Source organism: Caballeronia grimmiae (assembly GCF_022879615.1).
Taxonomy (GTDB): domain Bacteria; phylum Pseudomonadota; class Gammaproteobacteria; order Burkholderiales; family Burkholderiaceae; genus Caballeronia; species Caballeronia grimmiae.
Genome location: NZ_CP084272.1, coordinates 319,569 through 341,631 on the forward strand (window position 1 = coordinate 319,569; position 22,063 = coordinate 341,631).

A 22,063-nucleotide genomic window follows, 5' to 3' on the forward strand; every position below is an offset into this window, starting at 1 on the left:
GCCCATGCATAAACCGCTTAGTCCGGCCGATTCGCGCGGCCAACCAAACGAGTCTGTCAGTCCTTTGCGCCCCGAGGTGCGAATCGCATGGGCGCTCGCCGGCGCTCTTGCTCTCACGGTTTTCCTGATCGACGCGCTCACGCCGCTCGACATCGCGATCGCCGTGTTTTACGTGGTCGTCGTGCTGCTCGTCGCGTCGTCGGGCGGGCGCACGGCAACGGTCCGCGCGGCATGGGGCTGCGTGCTCCTGACGCTCGCGGGCTTCGCCCTCTCTCACGACGACTCGGTGTCGACCGGCGCGATCGCCCGTTGCGCGGTGAGCCTGCTCGCGATCGCGACGACTTCCTATCTCGCGTTGAGGAACCAGACCGCGACGGCCGACCTGCGCGAGCAAGTCGAGGAGCGCAAGCAGGCCGAACGGGCGCTCGAACGCACCGAAGCGTTCCTGCTCGATGCGCAGCGCCTGAGCCGCACCGCCAGCATCGCGACGCGTTTGCCCGAAGGCACGATGTGGTGGTCCGACGAGGCCTATCGCATCTTCGATTACACGCGCGACGTGACGCCATCCATCGACGCGATTCTCGCGCGCACGCATCCCGACGATCTCGCGCTCGTGCGCAACGCATACGAAAACGAGAGGGGCGGTGCGCCGGTGATCGATGTCGAACATCGGCTGCGAATGCCCGACGGCGCCATCAAGCACGTGCATTACGTCGCGCATGTGATGCAGCGAAGCGGCGAGCTGGAGTACGTCGGCGCGCTGATGGATATCACCGAGACGACGCTCGCGCAGGAAGCGCTCGCGCGCTCGACGGCGGAACTCGCGCACGTGACGCGCATTTCGATGCTCGGCGAACTCGCGGCTTCGATCGCGCATGAAACGACGCAGCCGATCGCGGCCATCGTCACGTGCGGCGATGCGGCGTTGCGCTGGCTAAACCGGCCGCAGCCGGATCTCGCGGAAGCGAAGCAGTCGATCACGCAGATGATCCGCGATGCGAAACGCGCGAGCGACGTGATCCAGCGCATCCGCGCGATGGCGAAGAAACACGAAGGGCCGGCCGCGAGGTTCGCGCTGAACGGAACCGTCGAAGAGGCGCTCGAACTGGTGCGCGGCGAACTCGACCGTCACAGCGTGGCCGTGCGTGTGCAGCTTGCGGAGCCATCGCCTGTGGTATGCGGCGACCGGGTCCAGTTGCAGCAGGTGCTCATCAACGTCATCATGAACGGCACACAGGCGATGGCTGGCCAGAACACGCCGCGGCGCCTGCACGTTGCCACGCGCACGTTCGACGATAATCATGCGCATGTGATCGTCGAGGATTCGGGTCCGGGCATCGGCGAGGAGAGCGCGGGGCGCATCTTCAACGCCTTCTTCACGACCAAGGCGGATGGTATGGGCATGGGGCTTTCGATCTGCCGGTCGATCGTCGAGGCGCATGGCGGCCGCATCTGGGCGGAAGGCGCCGCGCAAGGCGGTGCGTCGTTGCAATTCATTCTGCCCGTCGACAGGGAGACATGTGATGAGCAGCCGGCTGGATAACGCCGCGAGCAATGCGATGGTCTACGTCGTCGACGATGACGACTCCATGCGCGATGCCGTCGGCATGTTATTGCGTTCCGTTGGACTCGACGTGCGGACCTTCGCATCGGCGCAAGAGTTTCTCGCGTGCGAGATGCCGGACGTGCCGAGCTGTCTGATTCTCGACGTGCGCCTGAGAGGGCAAAGCGGGCTTGCGGTGCAGGAGCAGATCGCGGCGAGCGAACTCGGCGTGCCGATTGTTTTCATGACCGCGCACGGCGATATCGCGATGACGGTCAAGGCGATGAAGGCCGGCGCGCAGGACTTCCTCGCGAAGCCGTTTCGCGACCAGGACATGCTCGATGCCGTCGCTAACGCGCTCGCCCGCGACGAAGAACGGCGCAAGTCGCGGCGCTCCGTCGCCGATCTGCGGGTGTGCTACGGATCGCTGACGCCGCGCGAGCGCGAAGTAATGGCGTTCGTCGTGGCGGGACTGATGAACAAGCAGATCGCGTCCGAGATGAACCTCAGCGAGATCACGGTCAAGATTCATCGCGGACAGGCGATGAAGAAAATGCAGGCCCGGTCGCTCGCGGATCTGGTTCGCAAGGCAGAGGCGTTGGGCGTCGGGCCGAATCAGGGTTGATCGGACGCGGGCGGCATTGCGCGACGCAGCGCGCTGCCGTCGTCGATTGATCGCCCGGTACGCCGCGTGCCACTGCTCGCCGCCAGCGCGCAGCAGATGCACGAGCGCGTGCTCGCAAGCTATGCCCTAAGACTCAACGCAATACGTACGCGAAATGCGGCGCGAATAAGCCAGCAGCGGCCGCTCATAGCGCGCGAGCATAACCAATCGCCAACGCGCACGTTGCATTGACGCGCTCGCGTCACGTGTGACTTGCTGCATCGCCAGCAGAGCTCAGTCCGACTCCAAACGCGCCAAACATAACGCTCCACAGCGGCCATCAAGTCCGTTTACACGATTTTTATATCTCCGCTTCATCTCTTCTCAAGTCCTTTACGCCCCTTCTCGTACGCTCCAGCCTGTCTTGAACTGCTTCGAAGGAGAACACGGCAATGGACTTGCTCTACCTCGCCGGCATCGTCCTCGTCTGGGGACTGTGCGCGGCACTCACGAGCGGCTGCGAGCGATTGAGCCGCCGCACGACAGGAGGTCATCCATGAACGCGTGGATGATCTGGCTGGCAAGCGCCTCCGCGCTGCTGCTTTTCGCGTACCTCGTGTACGCGCTGCTTCGTGCGGAGGACCTCGAATGAGCACCAACGCGATAGTGCAGATGACCGTGTTCATCGTCGCGCTGATCGGCCTGGCGATTCCTCTTGGACGCTACATGGCCAGCGTGCTCGACGGTTCATCGGCCGTCGTGCGCAAGTTAGGCCGCCCCGTGGAGTCGCTGCTGTATCGGCTCGCCGGCGTGGATCCCGGCGTCGAAATGTCGTGGAAACACTATGCGCTCGCCGTGATGCTGTTCAACGTGCTCGGCGCGCTGGTGCTCTACGGCATCCTGCGTCTGCAAGGCATGCTGCCGGCGAATCCGCAGGGAATGGCCGGCATGACGCCCGATGCGGCGTTCAATACGGCCTTGAGCTTCGTCACCAACACGAACTGGCAGGACTACGGCGGCGAAAGCACGCTCGGCTATCTGGCGCAGATGCTCGGGCTGACCGTGCAGAACTTCGTCTCGGCGGCCACCGGCATCGCGGTTGTGACTGCGCTGATTCGCGGCTTCAAGCGTCACGGCATGCAGACCATCGGCAATTTCTGGGTCGATCTCACGCGCACCACGCTCTTTATCCTCGCGCCGCTCGCGGTGATCTTCGCGCTCGTTTTCGTGAGCCAGGGAGCGATTCAGAACTTCAGGGCCTATCAGGACGTGCCGACGCTGCAAGTCACCACGTATCAGGCGCCGCAGACGGACGCCGAGGGCCACGCGATGAAGGACGCGGCGGGCGGCCCCGTGATGCAGGACATCAAGGTCGACAAGCAGACCTTGCCGATGGGCCCGGTCGCATCGCAGGAAGCCATCAAGATGCTCGGCACCAACGGCGGCGGCTTCTTCAATGCGAACTCGGCGCATCCGTTCGAGAACCCGACGCCGCTCTCCAACTTCCTGCAGATGCTCGCCATGCTGATCATCCCCGCTGCGCTATGCGTCGTGTTCGGGCGCATGGTCGGCGACGCGCGGCAAGGCTATGCGGTGCTCGCGGCGATGACCATCGCGTTTGCCGTGGCTTGCGGAAGCGAGATCGCGTCGGAGCAGGCCGGCAATCCAGTCTATGCGTCGCTCAAGGTCGATACCCAGGCATTCGCGCTGCAGGCAGGCGGCAACATGGAAGGCAAGGAGACGCGCTTCGGCATCGCGCAGTCGGGCATCTTCACGGTGGCGACGACGGCGGCTTCGTGCGGCGCGGTCAACGGCATGCACGATTCGCTTACCCCGCTCGGCGGCCTCGTGCCGATGCTGCTGATCCAGCTCGGCGAAGTAATTTTCGGCGGCGTCGGCTCGGGTCTTTACGGCATGCTCGCATTCGCCCTTCTCGCGGTGTTCGTCGCGGGACTGATGATCGGCCGCACGCCCGAGTACGTCGGCAAGAAGGTCGAGTCGTTCGAGATGAAGATGGTGTCCATCGTCATTTTGCTGACGCCGCTGCTGGTGCTGGCGGGGACGTCCATCGCCGTGCTGACGGCGGCGGGGAAGGCCGGCATCGCCAATCCCGGCGCGCACGGCTTCTCCGAAGTGCTGTATGCGTTCAGCTCGGCCGCCAACAACAACGGCAGCGCGTTCGCCGGTCTCTCGGTGAATACGCCCTTCTACAACGTGCTGCTCGGCATCGCGATGTGGTTCGGACGCTTCGGCACGCTCATTCCGATTCTCGCCATCGCAGGGTCGCTCGCGGCCAAGAAGCGCCTCGCCGTCACGGCGGGCACGCTGCCCACGCATGGACCGCTGTTCGTGGTGCTGCTGCTCGGCACGCTGCTTCTGGTTGGCGCGCTGACCTACATTCCCGCGCTCGCGCTCGGACCGATCGTCGAGCACATCACGATGGTCCACGGCCACTGATTTTGAGGACAGCATGACTCAACAGACGCAAACGCCGCTGCCCGCTCCCGGCCAATCGGGGCGCGTGCGGACGGCCGCTCTTTCGATGTTCGACCCGGCGCTGCTGAAGCCGGCGATCGTCGATTCGTTCCGGAAGCTCGCCCCGCGCACGCAGTTGCGCAACCCCGTCATGTTCTGCGTGTACGTGGGCAGCATCCTGACCACCGTGTTGTGGATCGCCGCGCTCGCCGGCCAGGCGGAGTCGTCCGCCGGTTTCATTCTGGCGATCGCGCTGTGGCTCTGGTTCACGGTGCTCTTCGCCAACTTCGCCGAGGCGCTCGCGGAAGGGCGCTCGAAGGCGCAGGCCGCGTCGCTGCGCAGCGCCAAGCACAACGTCATGGCGAAGAAGCTGAACGAGCCGCATCCGAAGTCGCCCATCCGCATCACGACATCGACCGACCTGGTCAAGGGCGATGTCGTGCTGGTCGAATCGGGCGACGTCATTCCCGCCGATGGCGATGTCATCGAGGGTGTCGCTTCCGTCGACGAATCCGCGATCACCGGCGAATCTGCGCCGGTCATCCGCGAGTCGTGCGGCGACTTTTCGTCGGTGACGGGCGGCACGCGCGTGCTGTCCGACTGGATCGTCGTGCGCATCACGGTGAATCCCGGCGAAGCGTTTCTCGACCGCATGATCGCGATGGTCGAAGGCGCGAAGCGGCAAAAGACGCCCAACGAAATCGCGCTGACGATCCTGCTCGTCGCGCTGACCCTCGTGCTGCTACTCGCGACGGCCACGCTGCTGCCGTTCTCGATGTTCTCGGTCGAGGCGGCGGGGCAAGGGCATGTCGTGACGATCACGGCGCTGGTCGCGTTGCTCGTCTGCCTGATCCCGACGACGATCGGCGGGCTGCTGTCGGCGATCGGCGTCGCGGGCATGAGCCGCATGATGCAGGCGAACGTGATCGCCACTTCGGGCCGCGCGGTGGAAGCCGCGGGCGACGTCGATGTGCTGCTGCTCGACAAGACCGGCACGATCACGCTGGGCAATCGCCAGGCGTCGGCGTTCACCGCCGCGCCGGACGTGGACGAACGCGATCTCGCGGACGCGGCCCAGCTTGCGTCGCTCGCGGACGAAACGCCGGAAGGCCGCAGCATCGTCGTGCTGGCCAAGCAGAAGTTCGGCATTCGCGAGCGCGACATGGCGGCGCTTCACGCGACGTTCCTCGCGTTCACCGCGCAGACGCGCATGAGCGGCGTCGATCTGTCGCCCGGCAAGGCGTTCCCCGGCGCGCCGGACCGCGAGATTCGCAAGGGCGCAGCCGATGCCGTGAAGAAATACGTCGAGCAGCATGGCGGGCGCTTCCCGCAGGAAGTGCAGCATGCGGTCGATGACGTGGCGCGTCGCGGCAGCACGCCGCTGGTGGTGGCCGAGCACAGCGAAGGCAAAGCGCGCGCGCTGGGTGTGATCGAACTGAAGGACATCGTGAAGGGCGGCATCCGCGAGCGTTTCGCCGAGCTGCGCAAGATGGGCATCAAGACGGTGATGGTCACCGGCGACAACGGCCTGACGGCAGCGGCCATCGCGGCGGAAGCGGGCGTGGACGGCTTTCTCGCGGAAGCCACGCCCGAGACCAAGCTCGCCACGATCCGCGCGCATCAGTCGGAAGGGCGGCTTGTCGCGATGACCGGCGACGGCACCAACGACGCCCCCGCGCTCGCACAGGCCGATGTCGCGGTGGCGATGAATACCGGCACGCAGGCCGCGAAGGAAGCGGGCAACATGGTCGATCTGGATTCGAACCCGACGAAGCTGATCGAGATCGTCGAGATCGGCAAGCAGATGCTGATGACGCGCGGCGCGCTGACGACGTTCTCCATCGCCAACGACGTGGCCAAGTACTTCGCGATCATCCCGGCGGCGTTCGCGACGACCTATCCGCAATTGCGCATGCTCGACGTGATGCATCTCGCGTCACCGTCGTCGGCGATTCTGTCGGCGGTGATCTTCAACGCGCTCATCATCGTGTTCCTGATTCCGCTTGCGCTGAAGGGCGTGAAGTATCGCGCGCTGGGGGCGGCGTCGCTGTTGCGCCGGAACCTGCTGGTCTACGGGCTGGGCGGGATCGTTCTGCCGTTTCCGTTCATCAAGCTGATCGACATGGCCATTTCGGCGCTCGGCTGGCATTGAGCCGGGCATCACTTCAAAGGATAGCGACATCATGAAAAGCCTTCTTCGTCCGGCGCTGGTACTGTTCCTCGCGCTGACAGTCGTGACCGGGCTGATTTATCCCGCAGTCGTCACCGCGATCAGCCAGGCTGCGTTCGCGCATCAGGCCAACGGCAGCCTCATCGAGCGCGACGGCAGGACGGCCGGCTCGGAGCTCATCGGACAGCAGTTCGACGCGCCGCGATACTTCTGGGGGCGGCTCTCGGCGACGACGCCGAATCCGTACAACGCGGGCAGTTCGGGCGGCTCCAACCTCGGCCCGACCAATCCGGCGCTCGAAAGCGAGATCAAGACGCGCATCGATGCGCTGCGCGCCGCCGATCCCGACAACGCAACGCCGCCGCCCGTCGATCTTGTCACTTCGTCCGGCAGCGGCCTCGATCCCGACATCAGCCCGGCTGCGGCGGCGTATCAGGTGACGCGGGTGGCGAAGGCGCGCGGCATGACCGTGCCCGAGGTCGAGGCGCTCGTCGCGCAAGCCACGGCGGGACGCCAGTTCGGGCTCATTGGCGAGCCACGGGTGAATGTGCTAAAGGTCAATCTTGCGCTGGATGCCGCCAGACCGTGAACGCACCTTGACCACCACGAGCAATGACGATGACCCGCCCCGATCCCGATGACTTGCTCGACAAGCTCCAGCGCGAAGAGCAAAAGCGCCGGCGCGGGCGCCTGAAACTGTTCTTCGGCGCATCGGCGGGCGTGGGCAAGACCTACGCGATGCTGCAGGCCGCGCGCCGGGTGCAGGCTGACGGGCGCGATGTCGTCGTCGGCGTGGTCGAAACGCACGGCCGCCACGAAACGCTTGCGCTGCTCGACGGCCTCGAAACCTTGCCGCTCGCGCGCATCGACTATCGCGGAAAGGTGCTGACGGAGTTCGACCTCGACGCCGCTCTCGCGCGCAAACCGCAACTGCTGCTCGTCGACGAACTCGCGCACACGAACGTCAAGGGCGCGCGTCACACGAAACGCTGGCAGGACGTGCAGGAACTGCTGGACGCGGGCATCGACGTGTACACGACCGTCAACGTGCAGCATCTGGAAAGCATGAACGACGTGGTCGGGCGCATCACCGGCATTCGCGTGTGGGAGACGGTGCCCGATCGCGTGTTCGATCGCGCTGACGAAGTGACGCTCGTCGATCTGCCGCCCGAGGAACTGCTGGACCGCCTGCGCAACGGCAAGGTGTATCTGCCGACACAGGGCGAGAGCGCGGTGCGCAACTTCTTTCGCAAGGGCAACCTGATCGCGCTGCGCGAACTCGCCTTGCGCCGTACGGCGGACCGTGTCGATGGACAGATGCGTGAGTACCGCGCCGACCGGTCGATCGATCGAATCTGGCGCGCACGCGAACGGCTGATCGCCTGCGTGGGGCCGGGGCCGCAAAGCGCGGCGCTGGTCCGCGCGGCGGCGCGTCTTGCAGCCGCGCTGAAGTCAGACTGGCTCGCGGTCTATGTCGAGACGCCCGCGCTCGAGCGGCTCTCCGACGATGCGCGCGCCCGGACGCTCGATGCCCTCAAGCTCGCCTCCGAACTCGGCGCGGAAACGGTCACGCTCGCGGGCGCCGATGCCGCCGCCACGCTCATCGACTATGCGCGCATGCGCAACGTGTCGAAGCTGGTGGCGGGCGTGTCATCGACGCAAGGCTGGCGGCGCTATGTCACGCGATCCGTGAGCGAACGCATCGTCCGGCAGGCGGCGGATATCGATGTGACGCTGGTGCCGGCGGGCATCCGCGAAGGCCAGCCGCAGCCATCGCGTTCGTTCGCCGCGCTTCAGAAGGACATGCGTTCGCCGCCGCGCGCCTATGGTTTCGCTCTCGCGATCGGTGCGGGCATTACGCTCGTCGCAAGCGTGCTCGCCTATCGCCAGTTCGCGCTGACGAATCTGGTGATGCTCTATCTGCTGGGCGTGATATTCGCTGCGGTGCGGCTGGGGCGCGGGCCGGGCGTGTTGCTGTCGTTCGTGTCGGTCGCTGCTTTCGATTATTTCTTCGTCGCGCCGGTGATGTCGTTCACTGTGAGCGACACCCAGTACCTGCTGACCTTCGCAGTCATGCTGCTGACGTCGCTCACGATCAGCCACCTGACGTCGAGTCTTCGGCGCGAGGCGCGCGTCGCATCGCTGCGCGAACGGCGCACCGGCGCGATGTACGCGATGACCCGCGAGCTTGCCGCTGCGCTGATGACCGAGCAGATCATCGAAATCGGCATGCGGCACATCGCGGATGTCTTCCACGCGAAGACGCTCATGCTTCTTCCCGACAGCGCCGAGAAGGTCCAGCAGAAGGTGATCGACCCTGACAAGGACGTCATGCTCGATGCATCGAGTGTCGATCTGGCCGTCGCGCAATGGGTCTACGATCAGCAAAAGCCGGCTGGTTCCGGCACCGACACCTTGCCTGCCGCCGCTGCGCTCTATCTTCCGCTCAGGGCGCCGTTGCGCACGCGAGGCGTCCTCGCGTTCGTGAGCGAGCGCATGTCCGATCTCGACATTCCGGAGCAGCGCCGGATGCTCGAGACTTTCGCCGCACAGATCGCGCTTGCGCTCGAACGCGTCCATTACGTAGAGATCGCGCGGGATGCGCTGGTCAGCATGGAATCGGAACGCCTGCGGAACTCGCTGCTGTCGGCGGTTTCGCACGATCTGCGCACGCCGCTGACGTCGATCGTCGGGTTCGCGTCCGTGCTGGAAGAGCAGGGCCGGGCAGGGGGCATGCAAGCAGACAATGCTCAGGAGATCGTCCAGTCGATTCACGAGGAAGCGCTGCGCATGAGCAGCATCGTCACGAACCTGCTCGACATGGCGCGCCTGCAGTCGGGGACAGTTCGGCTCAACCGGCAATGGTTCATGCTCGAAGAGATCATCGGCGCGGCGCTGGCCACGATGCGGCGCACGCTCGAAGGGCGGCGTATCCGCGTGAATATCGAGCCGGAACTGCCCTGGCTGCAACTCGACGCGGTCCTGATGGACCGGTTGCTCGTGAATCTGCTGGAGAACGCCGCGAAATACACGCCGCGCGGCACGGACATCGAGATCGGCGCGAGAACGGAACAGACCGCCGACGGGCGTCAGGTGCGCGTGTGGGTCGACGATCAAGGGCCGGGCGTTCCGATGGAAACGCAGGCACAACTCTTCGAGAAGTTCACGCGCGGCGAGAAGGAGTCGCCGCAAACGGGCGTCGGTCTGGGCCTTGCGATCTGCCGCGCGATCGTCGGAGCGCACGGAGGCGAGATCGGCGTGGAAAATCGTGAGGCGGGCAGACAGGTGGGCGGCGCGAGGTTCTGGTTCACGCTGCCCGCGAACGCAACGCCGCCGGATGTCGCGGAAGAACAGCCGTTGACAGGACCCGCGACCGGGCAGCAGGCGATGCCGCGCTCGCAGGTCCCGTAAAAAGCGGCACGCATCGGCGCGATTGCCCCGCTTGCGATTACGCATCACCATTGAGTCACCGCGTCAACTGTCCGAGCGCCCGATGCCCGAATCCCCGAATACTGCGATCCTGATCGAAGACGAAAAGCAGATCCGCCGCTTCGTGCGCGTGTCGCTCGAAGCACATGGCATGACGGTTCACGAGGCGGAAACCGGGCAGCAAGGTCTGGTCGAAGCGGCAACGCGCAAGCCGGATATCGTGATAGTGGATCTCGGCCTGCCGGACATGGACGGCATCGACGTGATCCGCGAACTGCGCACATGGACCGCTGTGCCGGTCATCGTATTGTCGGCGCGCACGCAGGAAGACCAGAAAGTCGCCGCACTCGATGCCGGCGCAGACGACTACCTGACGAAGCCCTTCGGCGTATCGGAATTGATGGCGCGTATCCGTGCTCACTTGCGCCGGCGCGATCAGGCGGGCGCGAGGGAATCGGCGGCGGTGACGTTCGGCGATGTCACCGTCGAACTCGCGATGCGGCGCGTCACCAGGGCGGGCAACAGCGTGCATCTGACGCCGATCGAATATCGCCTGCTTGCCACGCTCGTGCGTCATGCGGGCCGCGTGTTGACGCACCGGCAACTACTGCTGGAAGTCTGGGGGCCGTCGCATGTGGAGAGCCCGCACTATCTGCGCATCTACATGGCTCACTTGCGACAGAAACTCGAGCGCGATGGCGCTCAGCCGGAGCACATCGTGACGGAGACGGGAGTGGGATACCGGCTGGTCGGCGCGGTGTGAGGGATACCGGCGTGAAACGACGGACCAGCCGGGCGACGCTAGTGCGTGCCCGCCCGGACAGAGCTTCCTTCACTGCATCGCGAGCTTCCTGATATGCATCAGCGCGAACAAGCTGACGATGGCCGCCGCGATCAGATAGAAGCTCGGCGCAAGCTGATTCCCCGTCAAGCCGATGAGCGACGTGATGATGAACGGAGCGAAGCCGCCGAACACCGTGACCGACACGTTGTAACCGACGGACATGCCAGTCGTGCGGTTCTTCGTCGGGAACAGGTCGCTCAGCAACGCGGGCAGCGCACCGAAATAGGCAGCGTTGGCGACCCCGAAGAAAATTTGCACCCCGACTAACGCTCCGAGTGTCGGATGGTCGTGCAGCAGCCTAAAAACCGGATACGCGCAGACGAGGAAGAACACGCCTGCCACGATCATGATTCGTGTCCTGCCGATACGGTCGGACAGGTGGCCGAAGAACGGCGCGCCGATCATCTGGATGACGCCCGTCGCGATGGTGGCAGTGAACGCAGCGGATGCCGGCAAGCCCAGTTGCTTCACGGCATACGTGGGCATGTACAGGATCAGGTACGTCGCTACGGTGCCCAGAACCACCGCTCCAATGGCCAGGATGAGGCGCTGCCTTTGATCCGTGAAGGTATCGGCAAGGGGCGTCTTCGCCGTTCCTGTGCTGACGAACTCCGGGGTTTCGTCGATGTTGCGCCTGATGTAGTACGCAACGGGGCCGATGAACAGCCCGAAGAAAAACGGCAATCGCCATCCCCAGCTCAGGACTTGCTCGGGCGTGAGCGCCGTGGTGAGCCACGTTCCCGCCAAAGCTGCAAGCAGGGTAGTGAGTCCCTGACTGGCCGCTTGCCAGCTTGCAAAGAATCCACGGCGTTGACCACCGTGTTCGGCAAGAAAGGCGGTCGCGCTGCCGAACTCGCCGCCGGCGGAAAAGCCTTGAATCATGCGAGCGAAGACGATTCCGACTGGCGCGAGGATGCCGATCGTCGCGTATGTCGGCATGACCGCGATAAGCAGGGTGCCGATCATCATCAAGAGAATCGACAGCGTCAATGCGGCTTTTCTGCCCGCCTTGTCCGCGTAGACACCCAGCACGACCGCGCCGAGCGGGCGCATGAAGAACGAGACGCCGAACGTGCCTAGCGTCAGCAGCAAGGAGACAGTCTCGCTGCCGGCGGGGAAAAAAAGCTTCGATATCGTGACGGCAAAGAATCCGTAAATGACCAGGTCGAACCACTCCAGCGCATTGCCGATCGATGCAGCCACGATGATTCGCCACGCACGACGGCTCGGTGCGGTCTTTTCGAGCGAGAAGCTCGGCATATCGGTCATTCAGTCTCTCCTCGTTTCTATTGTGATGTGAACAGACGCGGCGCGTTCCGTGAGCGGAATCGTCACCGGCGTTCAGACGCATTATCGACTGGAAATAATCTTCAGGAACGGATTCGTTGCCGATAGTGAGGCGCGCGGCGTGATAGGCTCCACTGTCTTTCGGACACCGCAAACGGACCATTCGCGAGTCTGGCGATGCCGTCAGCACCCTCGTCACGTTCGACTATGCATATCTCCACGCGCCCGACGCATACGCGCCTGCAGCGCACGCACGACAAGGATAATCACGCTTTGATCAAGGCAATTCTGTGGGACATGGATGGCACGCTCATCGAGAGCGAGTCACTGCATCTGGCCACGCTCGTCGAGGCGCTGGCGCGTCACGGGGTAGAAGCGGGCGATGAACTGCATCCGCTCGTCTTCGGCAAAACCGGCCGCGAAGTGCATGCGCTCGTGCGTGAACGCTTCGGGCTGTCGGTCGACTTCAGCGAATGGTCCGCGTTTCGTGCGCGGGCGTATCTGAACGGCGCGCCACGGCTCGTGCCTCGTCCCGGCGCGCTGGAGGTGTATCGCAAGGCGAAGGCGGCGGGCATGACGCAGGCGATCGTATCGAATGCGTCGCGCATGTTGCTCGAAGCGAACCTGCGCTCGCTCGGCATCGAAGATCCTTCGCTCATCACGGTCAGCGTCAATGACGTGCGTCACGGCAAGCCGAGCCCGGAGCCGTACGAACGCGCCGCGTGGCTGCTGCGTCTCCCGCCCGAAGAGGTCGTTGCTGTCGAAGATAGCCCGACCGGTGCGGGCGGCGCGATCGCCGCCAACATGCGGGTAATCGGCTGGCCCGTCGATGACGATGCCGCCGCGCTCTTTCCGCCCGAAGCGCACATCGTGCGTTCGCCGGACGAACTGGCGGCGGAACTTGGTTTGAACGCAATCCCGCTGTCGAAGTTACCGGAGATGGACAGGTAACCGAACTATCGCGGGCCTTCTCTTAGAACCGGTCGATCATTCCCACCTGCACCCCGCGAACCGGCGCACCGGGGTAAGCGGGCGGGAGGCCGGTGACATTGACGCCTCGCAGTGTGAACGTCGCATTGCCGCGATTGCGCAGCATCGCGCCGCTCGCGTACAGCATCAGCTTCGGCGATACATCGTATTCGCAGGCAAGACTGAACTGGTCCGCGTCGTTGCCGCCGCCCGAGCGGTCGCGCGCATAGGCATAGCCGACTGAAGCCCGCAGACGCGGGCTGAACGCATAGCGCATCGATGCGGACAGACCGTCGTCGTGATAGCGCGGCGAACCGCCATCGCCATTGAAGAACGACAGAAAGGCCGTCGCGTGGCCGAGCCGGTATGAAACCCCGCCGAGATTGGATCGCAGTGTGGTCGCACCACCATGCGTTTGCTGATGCGCGTAGGACACACGCAGCGGACCGTGACGCCACGCGAACGTTTCATAGTCGCCGGACAAGCCGTTACCGCTGCCGCTGTCGCGCAGTGCGATCATCACGGTCATCGTGAACCCGTGCAGATCCGGCGACAGGTACGCGATGCCGTTATTCGTGTACGGCGTGATCTTCGACAGATTGTTGAGGCCGGATGCGATGGTCCCCGCGCCGAACGCATCCAGTTGCCCCTTGAACGGAATGTAGATCGGCGAGTACTGACGGCCCGCGCGCACTTCGCCCCACGGTGCGCCCACGCCGATCCACGCCTGGCGATTGAAGAGCGTGCCTGCGGTGGACATGGTGCCGTCGGCGGAACTGAAGCCGCTCTCGAGAGCGAACAGGAGACGCGTGCCGGAGCCGAGTGCTTCGGACCCGCGCACGCCGAACCGCGAGCCGCGATACGCGCCCGAGTCCATGCGCGGTGTCCACGATGAACCGGGGTTGGTGACTTCGATACTGGTATCGATGACGCCATATAGCGTGACCGAGCTTTGTGCGTGAACCGCCGATGTGCAGATGCCGCACACCACGGTCAGGCACATCGAAACAGAGCGCGTCGCAAAAGGGCGGCGCGTAAGAATTGTCGAACTCATGGAACCTTCGGCGGAAGCGGCCGATACTGCGGAAGCGAAGAATTCGAACGGCGGCTCGCACGTCGCGCGCAGCCGCCGTTCGTCTTCAGGACGGAAGCATGAACGGCATGTCAGCGATTCAATGCATAGGCGATGACATAGTCTCCGCGATCAGGCGACTGACGCGCGCCGCCCGCCGAGATCAGCACGTACTGCTTGCCCGTTTTGGGCGAGACGTAGCTCATCGGGCCGCCCTGACTACCGACGGGCAGACGGTCCTTCCATACTTCGCGGCCAGTCGCGCTATCGAACGCGCGCAGATAGTAATCCTGCGTACCGGCGATGAACACGAGTCCGCCTTGTGTCGCAAGCGTCCCGCCGAGCGTCGGCATGCCGATGGGCATCTTCGCGCGCATCTTGATGCCGAACGGACCGGTATCCTGCACGGTGCCGGCCGGCACTTGCCACAGCAGCTTGCGGGTTTTCAGGTCGACCGCCGACAAGGTGCCGAAGGGCGGCTTCTGACACGGAACGCCGAGCGGCGATATGAAGCGGTTCTTGTTCACCGCGTACGGCGTGCCCTTCAGCGGCACTGCGCCCATGCCCGTGTTCACTGCTTCACCGCCGTTGCTCGCGGCTGCGTTGTCCGTCTTCTGCGGGATCATCTGCACCCAGAGGCCGAGGCGCATGTCGTTCACGAAGATGACGTGATGATTCGGGTCCGTCGACAGGCTGCCCCAGTTCATGCCGCCGAGCGATCCGGGGAAGCTGAGCGATACGTCCGTGTCAGGCGCAGTGAACAGGCCGTCATAGCGCATCGACTTGAAGCTGATGCGGCACATGAGCTGATCGAACGGCGTCGCGCCCCACATGTCCGATTCCTTCAGCGGTCCGACGCCAATGGTCGGCATGCCGATCGAGAACGGCTGCGTATCCGGATACTGCTCGTTTGCAATCGTGCCTTTCTTCACCGGGCGTTCTTCGACTTTCGTCAGCGGCTTGCCCGTCATGCGATCGAGCACGAAGATCTGGCCGGACTTGGTGCCGAAGACGACAGCGGGTTTCGTCGCGCCGTCTTCCTGCGGGAAGTCGATGAGGCTCGGCTGCATCGGCACGTCGAAGTCCCAGAGGTCGTTATGGACCGTCTGGTACACCCACTTCTCCTTGCCGGTCGTCGCATCGAGCGCGAGGATCGATGTTGCATAGCGATGATCCAGCGGCGTGCGGTTGCCGCCCCACAGGTCCACCGACGAGCTGCCCATCGGAATGAAGACCGTGTTCATCGCCGGATCGTAGGACATCGGCGCCCAAGAGTTCGGCGTGCTGCGTGCGTAGGTCTGGCCCGGCGCGAGGCGCGCGTTCGCGTCGTCGTGGCCGGGGTCGAACGCCCAGCGCATCTGACCGGTGATCACGTCGAAGCCGCGCAAGACGCCGCCCGGCATGTCGGTCTGCACGTTGTCGGCCACGCGTCCGCCTACGACGATCGTCGTGCCGGCCATCGTCGGCGCGGACGTGAGCTGATACTTCGGATCGGCTGCGTCGCCGAGGCCCGCTTTCAGATCGACGAAGCCGTGATCGCCGAAGCCTTCGCACATTGCGCCGCTATCGGCATCGATGGCGACGAGGCGCGCGTCGATCGTGTTCATCAACAGGCGGCGCTGACAGTTCGCACCGGCCGCGATCGATACCGGAGTGACCCGCGTTGCGCCGCTCAGCGCAGGCTGCGCGAGCGGCTGGGTTGCATCGAAGTAAGCGAGACCCCGGCAGCGATTCCACACCTGCGCCTGCGCGTTGATTTCGCGCTTCCAGATCTGCTTGCCGGTGTCCGCATCGACGGCGATCACGTTGTTATGCGGCGTGCAAAGATAGACGCGATCGCCGATTTGCAGCGGCGTTTCCTGATCTTCCGCGCCGTTGCCGGTCGGGCTGACGGGGATATCGCCCGTATGAAACGTCCAGGCAACCTGAAGGTTCTTCACGTTGTCGCGCGTGATCTGATCGAGCGCGGCGAAGCGGCTGCCGCCCGGCGTGTTGCCGTAATTGCTCCAGTCCTTCTGCGCCTGATCTTTCGCGACAGGGACGAGCGGCGCCGGCACGCCATCGAACGGGACAGTTGGATGCGGCTGGAACATCTGCACGAGCGTGCTCAGCATGCCGAGTGCGATCAAAGCCGCCAGCGCGAAAGCCGGCTTCGTCGCCGGTTGCGCTGCATCGATCTTGCGAAGCGACGGCCATGCAACCAGCGACAACACCATGAAGCCCGCAGGCACCATGAGCCGCGAGACGAGCGGCCAGAAATCGAGGCCGACGTCGATCAGCGCCCAGATCAGCGTGCCGACGAATGCCGCGCCATAGATGACGACAGCGGACCACTTCGCCCGAAAGAACTGCACTGCGGCCACGACGATGACGAAGCCCGCAATCAGGAAATACGCACTGCCATGCAGTGACACGAGCTTTGCGCCGCCGACCACGAAAAACAGGCCCATTGCGAGCAGCACGAGGCCCAGCAAAACACATCCGACCCTCAGCGCCGCCGAAGGACGGACTTTACTTTTGGACATCTGACTTTCTCTCTCTTCTCTCTGCAGGAAACCGGTGAACGCTTCGCGCGCGCAGGCCAGGCGACTCAAGGGTTCCGTAAGGCAATTCCGCGCGACGGGCAAATTTTAAACAAATAGTTAAAAATTTGCACGAACCGAGGCGCGGCCCTGTTTTTCAGGGGCCAAAGTCCGAAGGAAGAGGATGAAAGGGCGGACGGGGAAGCTCGGCCTGACCGTGTCGGCTCTGAGCCGTCATATCGCGAAGCTGGAGGGCGAACTCGGCGTGTCGCTTTTCGAACGGCATGCTGGCAGGTTTTGCTGCGCCATGCGCAGCGCACGTTAGCCGATGCCGAAGCGGTATTTGAAGAGATTCAAGGCGAAGAGCGGCGACGCGCATGCACGCTGACCATTGCCTGCACCGAAGGCTTCGCGTTCGACTTCTTGCCGGTATCGCTGGCGGCATTTTGCGCAAAACACGCCGATGTGGCGATGCAACTGGAAGTGGTGAAGTCAGATCGCGCGAGACAGATGTTGCTGTCGGGAGAGGCGTCGATTGCGCTTGCGTTCAGCTTCAAACCGGAAGCTGGCGTCGTCGTGCAATTCACGCAGCGCGCGCCGGTGATGGCGTTGATGTATCTGGAGCATCCGCTCGCACAGCGATCGAAGATCGTTGAAGGAACTCAGTGCGTATCCCGTCTTGCTGCAGGACAAGGGGACGACGAACCGGCAAGTCTTCGATATCGCGTGCAATGTCGAGAGCATTGAGATTCTGCCGGTGATGACGAGCCGTTACGTCGCGGCGCTGTATTGTTTTGCTCAGGTGGTGCCGAACGGAAGAGTGCCTGCGATAGATCATCGACGATCTGACGCGGACTTCGCAGGAGTCGCGGCGCGCGCGAATTTCGTCACGTCGGCGCAGCGTCTCCACGCGCGCCACGTGGTCTGTTCGATCTGCATGTATCGCAACAACATGGCGAGTTTCTCGTTGGCGATGCGCACCGGCTCCCGGTCGTTGAACAGGCGATAACCCGCCATCATTCAGCGATGACAGCGACGGCCTTTATTTCCACGATGTAACCGGCAGCACCGCCTAGCATATGCGCGCCCACTGCCGTCCATGCAGGCAGTGGATGCGTATTCAGGTATCGGTCACGGACTTCCATGAAGAGCGGAAGATCGCGCATGTCGGTGTGAAAGGTGGTGACGTCGACGATGTCGCCGAGCGTTGCGCCTGCCGCTTCGAGCACGGTCTTGAGGTTCTCGAAAGCCTGCACGATTTGCGCTTCGCGTTCTTCCACCAGCTTCATGTTTCCGTCACGGCCGATCTGACCAGAAACGTATACCGTGCTGCCGACTTTCACCGCCGGAGCGTAGCGAATCTTGTCGTACACCGCTTCCATTCCTGCGGGGACAATGGCTTTGCGTTCGTTCATCGTGGCGTCTCCTTTTAAATTCTCTCTCATGCTTCAGCCGTTGTCACCGCCTGCAACTGGCAGCACCGCGCCTGTGATGTAACCCGCTTCGTCGGATGCGAGAAAGAGGATCGGTGCGACTTGCTCTTCGAGCGTGCCGTAGCGTTTGAAGAACGTCGACTGCGTGACCTGCTCAACCGCTTCGCTCATCCAGACCTTCTCTTGCGCGCTGTCTCCTGCCGCATTGCGAGGCACGCGCCGGGGAGGCGCTTCGGTTCCGCCCGGCGCCGCCGCAACGACGCGGATGTTGTGCTCGCCATATTCCATCGCGAGGGCTTGCGTCATTGCGTTAACACCGCCCTTCGCCGCCGAGTAAGGCACGCGACGAATGCCACGCGTCGCATTCGACGATACATTCACGATCGTTCCGTGACCTTGCGCGAGCATGTGCGGCAACACCGCGTGACACGCATAGAGCGTCGGCATGAGCGAGCGGCGGATTTCCGCATCGATCTGGGCCGGTTCGAACTCGGCATAAGGCCGCATGCGGATCGCACCGCCCACGCCATTGACCAGAATGTCGATGCGGCCAAACCGCTGTATGGCGAATGCCATCGCCGAGGCTGCGCCTTCATAGGTCTCCATATCCGCGACGAAGCCGGCCGTATCCGCGCCCGTCGCTTGAGCCGCGACTTCCGCAACGAAGTCCGCGCGATCGACGAAGAGAACCTTCGCGCCTTCGGAAGCCGCACGCAGCGCCACGCCCTGGCCGATGCCCTGTGCCGCGCCGGTGACGACCATCACCTTGCCTTCGAATCTATGCGTGTTCATGAGCCACCGCTGCGACGTTGGGAGTGAACTTCTCGTAGTGAAAGCTGTTTGGCGCGACACCGTTATCGTCGAAATGCTTGCGCACTGCGTCGACCATCGGCGGAGGGCCGCACAGATAGACATCGACGTTGCCATCGTTCAGGCATTCTGGGGGCATGTGCTGCGTGACCCAGCCTTTGCGCGGATGACTGGATTCGGCTTCGGCAACCACGGTCGTGAACGTGAAGTTCGGCAGCTTCCCGGTGTAGGCCTGAATGGCTTCGACCAGCACGAGGTCGAGGTCTCGCGTCACGCCATAGATGAGATGAACCTTCTGTTGCGAGTTTGTGCGTGCCAGCACTTCCAGCATTGAGAGGAACGGCGCCAGACCGGTGCCGCCTGCGAGAAACAATAAAGGGCGTTCGACGGGGCGCAAATAGAAGATGCCGATGGGCCCGGTCAACTCCACCTTGTTGCCCGGTTGCGCGGATTCGAGCCAGGTGCTCATCACGCCGCCCGGAATCTTCTTGATCAGAAAGCTGATCTTCGATTCCCCCGGCGCGGACGAAAACGAATACGAACGATGCTGTCCGCTGCCCGGCACGTCGATATTCACGTACTGGCCAGCGAGGAAAACGGGAGGAACGCTGTCCACATCGAGTTCGAGAACCACGGCGGCATCGTTATGTTGTTCGACCTTCGTGACCGTTGCCGCGAACTTGTTGTGCTCGGTTTTGCAAGACGTCGACGACGCCGGGACCGCGATGACGCAATCGCTTTGCGGCACCATCTGGCACGTCAGCACGAGACCGCTGTCTTTCTCGTCGCCGGAGAGCGCGTCTTCGATATAGTCCTCGCCGAGATCGTAATTTCCGCTTTCAGCGCGGCACTTGCATGTGCCGCATACGCCGTCGGAGCAATCCATCGGCAGATTGATCCTGGCGCGAAAGGCGGCGTCGAGAACCTTCTCGCCGGCCTTGCATTCGACAAAGCGCGTCACGCCGTCTTCAAAATTCAGTGCGATGTTATAGCTGGACATAATGCCTCCTACTTCCTTGTCTCGTTCCTGCGAAGCGCATCAGACGTGATAGACGTCGAGCACCTGGCGGATATAGTCGTTCTTCAGCGCGATCTTCTTGCTCGAAATGAGCAGGCGGTCGTCGATCTTGCGGAAGGTGACGTAAGCGGCGCCAAAGAACTGGTCCGTGACCTTGTAGCGATGACTGAGCGTGTTGAAGTTGTATCGGACCTCGACTTCATTGTCGCGTTGGGCCAGCACTTCGACATTCGTCACGTTATGACTGGTCCGTGGCTCCGGCATGGACGCGCCGCTGCGCTCGGTCTTGATGCGGAACACGCGATCTTCGAGTCCGCCGCGATCCGCGTAAAACATCAACGAAATCTGGCTATGCGGGTCGTCGGTCAGCTTGTCGTCGTCGTCCCACGCGGGCATCCAGTACGTGACGTCTTTCGTATAGCAGGCGAGCCATTCGTCCCACTGGCGATCGTCGAGAAAGCGCGCTTCCTGATACAGCGCATTGCAGACCTTCTGATAGTCGATGCTCATGCTGTCGTCTCCGACTGTTCCTTTTGCAGGGCGTCGCGCATCACCTGCATCCAGTAATCGTGCTGAACCACGAAGAGGCCTTCGTCTTCGCTGCGCTCGCCCGAGACGAGCGGATTCAAGCCCATGCCCTTTGCGTTCGCGTCGGGACCATGCACCCACAGCGGCGCGCCGCGCGACATGTCGTTCCACATCGATGTCGTGTTCGCGTAACCTGCCTGGCACGCGCGGAATTCTTCGAGATCGTCGCTCGTGCCCATGCCCGAGACGTTGAAGAAGTCTTCGTATTGACGAATGCGGATTGCGCGGCTTTCTGCGCTTTCGCCCTTCGGCGCGAAACAGAAGATGCTGACTTCCGTTTTATCGACGCTGATGGGACGGACCACGCGAATCTGCGTGCTGAACTGATCCATCAGGAACACGTTCGGATACAGGCAGAGATTGCGCGTCTGATTGACGATGTATTTCGCCTTGTCTTCGCCGACGCGTGCCGCGATTTCGTCGCGATGCTGGTAGACCGGCCGCACTTCGGGATTCATCGTGTTGGTCCAGAGCAGGATATGGCCATGCTCGAAGCCATACACGCCAGCAACCGACTTGCTCCAGCCGTTTGCATCGACTGCCTTGGTGCCTTCGACCTTGCGGCGTCCCATCGTCGCCGAATAATTCCAGTGCACGGTGCTGACGTGATAACCGTCGCATCCGTTTTCCATCTGCATCTTCCAGTTGCCGTCGTAGATGTAGGAGGAATTGCCGCGCAGCACTTCGAGACCATCGGGCGCTTGCGACACGATCTGATCGATGATGACCTTCGTTTCGCCCAGATAGTCTTCGAGCGGCGTCACGTCGTCGCTCAGGCTGCCGAACAGGAAGCCGCGATAGTTCTGGAATCGCGCGACCTTCTTCAAGTCGTGCGAGCCTTGCTTGTTGAATTGCACCGGATACTCAGTGGTTTTCTCGTCCTTCACTTTGAGCAGCTTGCCGGCGTTCGAGAAGGTCCAGCCGTGAAACGGGCACGTGAAGCTGCCCTTGTTGCCGTGCTTGCGGCGGCAGAGCATCGCGCCTTTGTGAGCACAGGCGTTGATGACTGCGTGCAGTTCACCGGTCTTGTCACGCGTAATGACAATAGGCTGGCGGCCAATCCACGTCGTGTAGTAATCGTTGTTGTTCGGGACCTGGCTTTCGTGCGCGAGATACACCCAATTGCTCTCGAAGATGTGCTTCATCTCGAGTTCGTACAAGTCGGGGTTCGTGAAGATGTCGCGACGGCAGCGGAAAACACCGTTTTCCTTGTCGTCCTGCACCGCGTTGGCGAGCAGGTCGTCGAGCTGTCGTGCTTTATCGAGTGTTGCGGACATGAGTCGTCTCCCTATGCGGGCT

19 protein-coding genes are annotated in these 22,063 nt (G+C 63.1%); 11 read left to right on the forward strand and 8 right to left on the reverse strand.

Annotated features, from left to right (window positions below; genetic code table 11):
- Positions 1-76: 76 nt before the first annotated feature.
- From LDZ21_RS15125 to kdpE, 8 genes are all read left to right on the forward strand, one after another.
- Positions 77-1,543: a sensor histidine kinase gene (locus LDZ21_RS15125; RefSeq protein ID WP_441301349.1), complete on the forward strand. Its 1,467-nt coding sequence runs from the start codon at positions 77-79 to the stop codon at positions 1,541-1,543.
- Complete coding sequence (locus LDZ21_RS15130) at positions 1,524-2,168, forward strand: response regulator transcription factor (RefSeq protein WP_244795635.1); 645 nt, start codon at positions 1,524-1,526, stop codon at positions 2,166-2,168. The genes LDZ21_RS15125 and LDZ21_RS15130 overlap by 20 nt, the downstream gene beginning before the upstream one ends.
- Positions 2,169-2,703: 535 nt before the next feature.
- Positions 2,704-2,799, forward strand: a complete 96-nt coding sequence (gene kdpF, locus LDZ21_RS15135) for a K(+)-transporting ATPase subunit F (RefSeq protein WP_035965954.1) — start codon at positions 2,704-2,706, stop codon at positions 2,797-2,799.
- Entirely contained in the window at positions 2,796-4,604 is a 1,809-nt protein-coding gene (gene kdpA, locus LDZ21_RS15140) for a potassium-transporting ATPase subunit KdpA (protein ID WP_244795636.1), read from the forward strand. Before kdpF ends, kdpA begins: the two co-directional genes overlap by 4 nt.
- An 85-nt stretch (positions 4,605-4,689) precedes the next feature.
- Positions 4,690-6,774, forward strand: coding sequence for a potassium-transporting ATPase subunit KdpB (gene kdpB, locus LDZ21_RS15145; protein WP_244795862.1), 2,085 nt, complete (start codon positions 4,690-4,692; stop codon positions 6,772-6,774).
- A gap of 31 nt (positions 6,775-6,805) precedes the next feature.
- Entirely contained in the window at positions 6,806-7,381 is a 576-nt protein-coding gene (gene kdpC, locus LDZ21_RS15150; RefSeq protein WP_244795637.1) for a potassium-transporting ATPase subunit KdpC, read from the forward strand.
- A 29-nt stretch (positions 7,382-7,410) separates the two neighbouring features.
- Positions 7,411-10,203, forward strand: a complete 2,793-nt coding sequence (locus LDZ21_RS15155) for a DUF4118 domain-containing protein (protein ID WP_244795638.1) — start codon at positions 7,411-7,413, stop codon at positions 10,201-10,203.
- 82 nt (positions 10,204-10,285) lie between these two features.
- Positions 10,286-10,984 (forward strand): two-component system response regulator KdpE, encoded by a 699-nt coding sequence (kdpE, locus tag LDZ21_RS15160; protein WP_244795639.1) that lies wholly within the window; start codon positions 10,286-10,288, stop codon positions 10,982-10,984.
- A 69-nt stretch (positions 10,985-11,053) separates the two neighbouring features.
- Here kdpE and LDZ21_RS15165 read toward each other — a convergent pair whose 3' ends face one another.
- Positions 11,054-12,325, reverse strand: a complete 1,272-nt coding sequence (locus tag LDZ21_RS15165; RefSeq protein ID WP_244795863.1) for an MFS transporter — start codon at positions 12,323-12,325, stop codon at positions 11,054-11,056.
- Positions 12,326-12,625: 300 nt separating this feature from the next.
- On the opposite strand from LDZ21_RS15165, the gene LDZ21_RS15170 reads away from it, so the two are divergent.
- A complete protein-coding gene (locus tag LDZ21_RS15170) occupies positions 12,626-13,303 on the forward strand; it encodes an HAD family hydrolase (protein ID WP_244795640.1) in 678 nt (225 codons plus the stop codon).
- A gap of 22 nt (positions 13,304-13,325) precedes the next feature.
- Here the strand turns inward: LDZ21_RS15170 and LDZ21_RS15175 are convergent, their stop codons facing one another.
- The gene (locus LDZ21_RS15175) at positions 13,326-14,324 is read right to left on the reverse strand and encodes a porin (RefSeq protein WP_244795864.1); all 999 of its coding nucleotides are present in this window, start codon (positions 14,322-14,324) and stop codon (positions 13,326-13,328) included.
- Positions 14,325-14,485: 161 nt separating this feature from the next.
- Positions 14,486-16,918 carry a glucose/quinate/shikimate family membrane-bound PQQ-dependent dehydrogenase gene (locus LDZ21_RS15180; RefSeq protein ID WP_244795641.1) on the reverse strand — a complete coding sequence of 811 codons (2,433 nt, stop codon included), beginning with the start codon at positions 16,916-16,918 and terminating at the stop codon, positions 14,486-14,488.
- 181 nt (positions 16,919-17,099) lie between these two features.
- Between LDZ21_RS15180 and LDZ21_RS15185 the strand changes: the two genes are divergently transcribed.
- The gene (locus LDZ21_RS15185; RefSeq protein WP_244795642.1) at positions 17,100-17,240 is read left to right on the forward strand and encodes a helix-turn-helix domain-containing protein; all 141 of its coding nucleotides are present in this window, start codon (positions 17,100-17,102) and stop codon (positions 17,238-17,240) included.
- On the forward strand, positions 17,213-17,662 hold the full coding sequence (locus tag LDZ21_RS15190; RefSeq protein WP_244795643.1) for a LysR substrate-binding domain-containing protein: 450 nt from the start codon (positions 17,213-17,215) through the stop codon (positions 17,660-17,662). Before LDZ21_RS15185 ends, LDZ21_RS15190 begins: the two co-directional genes overlap by 28 nt.
- Positions 17,663-17,931: 269 nt before the next feature.
- Here the strand turns inward: LDZ21_RS15190 and LDZ21_RS15195 are convergent, their stop codons facing one another.
- The 5 genes from LDZ21_RS15195 to LDZ21_RS15215 are packed head-to-tail and all read right to left on the reverse strand — an operon-like array spanning position 17,932 to position 22,041.
- A complete protein-coding gene (locus tag LDZ21_RS15195) occupies positions 17,932-18,330 on the reverse strand; it encodes a RidA family protein (protein ID WP_244795644.1) in 399 nt (132 codons plus the stop codon).
- A gap of 33 nt (positions 18,331-18,363) precedes the next feature.
- The gene (benD, locus tag LDZ21_RS15200; protein ID WP_244795645.1) at positions 18,364-19,140 is read right to left on the reverse strand and encodes a benzoate diol dehydrogenase BenD; all 777 of its coding nucleotides are present in this window, start codon (positions 19,138-19,140) and stop codon (positions 18,364-18,366) included.
- Complete coding sequence (gene benC, locus LDZ21_RS15205) at positions 19,127-20,158, reverse strand: benzoate 1,2-dioxygenase electron transfer component BenC (RefSeq protein WP_244795646.1); 1,032 nt, start codon at positions 20,156-20,158, stop codon at positions 19,127-19,129. The genes benD and benC overlap by 14 nt, the downstream gene beginning before the upstream one ends.
- A 39-nt stretch (positions 20,159-20,197) precedes the next feature.
- Positions 20,198-20,686, reverse strand: a complete 489-nt coding sequence (gene benB, locus LDZ21_RS15210) for a benzoate 1,2-dioxygenase small subunit (RefSeq protein ID WP_244795647.1) — start codon at positions 20,684-20,686, stop codon at positions 20,198-20,200.
- On the reverse strand, positions 20,683-22,041 hold the full coding sequence (locus LDZ21_RS15215; RefSeq protein ID WP_244795648.1) for a Rieske 2Fe-2S domain-containing protein: 1,359 nt from the start codon (positions 22,039-22,041) through the stop codon (positions 20,683-20,685). The genes benB and LDZ21_RS15215 overlap by 4 nt, the downstream gene beginning before the upstream one ends.
- Positions 22,042-22,063 lie beyond the last annotated feature (22 nt).